The organism is Okeania sp., from assembly GCF_983059655.1.
In genome coordinates this window covers 1-2,759 of sequence record NZ_CEZPJD010000941.1, presented here as the reverse complement: position 1 = coordinate 2,759, position 2,759 = coordinate 1, and the positions used below count along the sequence as shown (strand labels likewise).

Below are 2,759 nucleotides of genomic sequence, written 5' to 3'. Positions count from 1 at the left end.
AAGTCTTATTTTGAATTGTTACTGTTTTTAGCATTGCTTTTATTTCTCCTAAAATTAAGGTAAGCATTTCTTGCGGAATGCTGCGCAAACAGCTATTAGCTGTCAGTTGTCATGAGGGGTTTTAGTGAATATAGACTTAAAAGCCAGCTTTTATAGTTAAGTATAAATTCTGCCTCAATTAGTAAAGCTTTTATCTAAAAATAAAAGCAATAGCTGATAGCTGATAGCTGATAGCTGACGGCTGAATGCTTCAAATCAAGCTGTTTCATAGCGCTACGGTACAGCTTGGATACAATTTTTGTCACAAATTTATACTCAAGGCAAATCACTATATTTTTCCCTTGAAAAAGTTATTTATTGTTAATGATCGACAATCTATATCACATCGATCCCTAACAATTATTTCTTGATTTATAGTTGTATATTATCCATCTATTTTATTAGAGAAATTTTATTAAAAAACTTTTTCTCTATATTTATATATTAATTAAATTCTGTATAACCGACAACTTTTCTGAGGTATGCACCTTAGTTACCAAAAGTAAAAAATTGTTGATAGGAGTAGTGTAGAGGTACTTATTACAAAAGATTAAGCGCTTTAATAATTCTATAGAGGGGGTTTGACTGCGACTCATTTGAGGTAGATACATTACTGAGACTTATAATTAAGCTTAAATAGAAATCAAGTAACGATGGTTAATACCTTTTTTTTAATCCCAACTATAGTTAAGTGAATATATAGCAGAAGGAAGAAGAAAGCATGAAAAATATTGCTTTTAGCATTTTCAGGTAAAAGCCATTATGTATAATAATCTCAGCCTATTTTACTGTATTTTTTTTTGAAAGTCTAGTTCAGATTGACTATAGCGATTGAGGGCTAATCATCTAAATTTTGAAATTTTCATCAAATCTATAAACCACAGTTTGTTAAAATAAAATAAATATTGACTCCTATATAAATATTTTCGATAACTATATGCTTGCTGCCTGGAGGACCGTATTTGTCGCCATAGTAATGAATCTCGTACTCCTTATTTCTACTTATTTTTGCTGGCAGATGTCCTAACGGTGCAGTTGTAGCAAAGTTTAGGCTTTCCCAATCAGTTAACTCATAAACCCATTTTTCTTGTATGCCTAAAAGACCGAAAAGTCTTCCTTTTCGTTTTTTTAGATACTGTCGCCATCCTACACGACTTTCAAAGTTTTCCCATGTTTCTTTCTTCATTTTTTCATTCTTATCCAGAAATCCGTTTGCTTCTTCAAAAACTTGAAAGCCACCTAATTCTTTAAAAATTTGCTTTTGAACTGAAAAGCCAAAACGTTCATTACTGTACTTTAACCACAGTTGGTCAATAGTACGCAAGTCTTCGCACGGAAAACTATTAATATCTTCGCGAAGCTTATCTCCTATTTCTTTTCCTAAAACTTTATGTATGAGAAACTCAGTTTCTTCATCTGCCTTTAAAAAATCTTTTGTTGCTAGCAAATATTCTAATTTTGTGTAGTCAATTCCTCTAGCTGACTCTAGCTTTACTTCCTTAACTGATGCTTTTTCAGGGGACTTTTCTAGAGCTTGCTTTAGTTTTTCTTCTAAGAGTTTAATTTTGCACTCAACTTCCTGTCTTTCTAACCCTAGCTGTTGCTGATTATCAGCCAGATTTTTTCTTAAGTTTGTTATTTCTTCATCTAAAAGATTTATGTATTCTTGCTGCGTCTGCGCGCCTAGTCTTTGAAATGCGTTGGTTGCATCTTTATCTAGCCCACCTGTCGCAACGAGTATTATATGCCAGAGTTCTTTTGCTGATTTAAAATTTTTAGCTTCTTCTGCTGCGAAAGCTTCCTTTTTTTTACTTTCTATTGAGGACAAATTAGACTGAGAGTAGTTGTTGATTGTAACATTCTCTCCTATAACCCCAGCTATTTTAGAATGGTTAATTTCTCCTCCTTTCATATTGTTAATGCCAAATTCACCACTTTGGTTAGTTTTTTCTTCCATCTTACTCAGTCTCCTGCCAACCTCTTACTGCACCAACAATCGTCGCACCTACTACGTTATCTAAACTCTTCTCTAGCAAAGCTAAACTTCCTTCTTTAGCAGCACTAATCAACCGAGTTTTCAAAGTTGGGTTAGCTTCAATCTCCTTAACAACTTCGGCAGCTACTGCTGCTTTCTCTTGGATAGTCTCTATTGGGTACGTTTGAGACAACTGCTGCAATATTTGTTGCACTTCTTCAGTCGCCTTGGCTAAGTTTTGCTGCTTGGCCTCGTTAATAATTCCTGCAACTTTTGTGTTGCCTTTAATCACGCAACCGCTCATGTGATTGATGCCCGTTGGACCAGTTTGATTAGATGTCATCGTTTATTTCTTTATTGAGATAAAAAATGAGTTCAGCTTAGGTTATTATAACAATTTTTTCAGACAAGTAGTAAGTGGGGGCAGGCATCCTGTCTGCGGTGAAAATATCAGGAACGGGTAAGATGCCCATTCCACAAAACTATTAAAATTATCCCGCATTTATGCAACAAGGTAAAAAAGTAGAAAAATACTCCTCACTCCCCCACTCCCTGACCTATCCGTATATCCGTGCCATAATCTCTGTGAGCCACTACCCCACTCCCTGCCCTATCCGTATATCCGTGCCATAATCCCTGTGAGCCACTCCTGGATAACTTCTTCAAAAATCTAATTAGCCGTCGCTTCTACTACAGTCGTAATTACTTCCTGGAATATTACCTCATCTTTACGAGGGTCCGCATG

At 35.3% G+C, this 2,759-nt stretch carries 2 protein-coding genes; both read right to left on the bottom strand.

The window, feature by feature from the left end:
- Positions 1-910: 910 nt before the first annotated feature.
- Complete coding sequence (locus tag AC3DU7_RS30460; RefSeq protein WP_488042977.1) at positions 911-1,996, bottom strand: GUN4 domain-containing protein; 1,086 nt, start codon at positions 1,994-1,996, stop codon at positions 911-913.
- Position 1,997: 1 nt separating this feature from the next.
- A complete protein-coding gene (locus AC3DU7_RS30455; RefSeq protein ID WP_488042976.1) occupies positions 1,998-2,357 on the bottom strand; it encodes a hypothetical protein in 360 nt (119 codons plus the stop codon).
- Between the last annotated feature and the right edge of the window lie 402 nt (positions 2,358-2,759).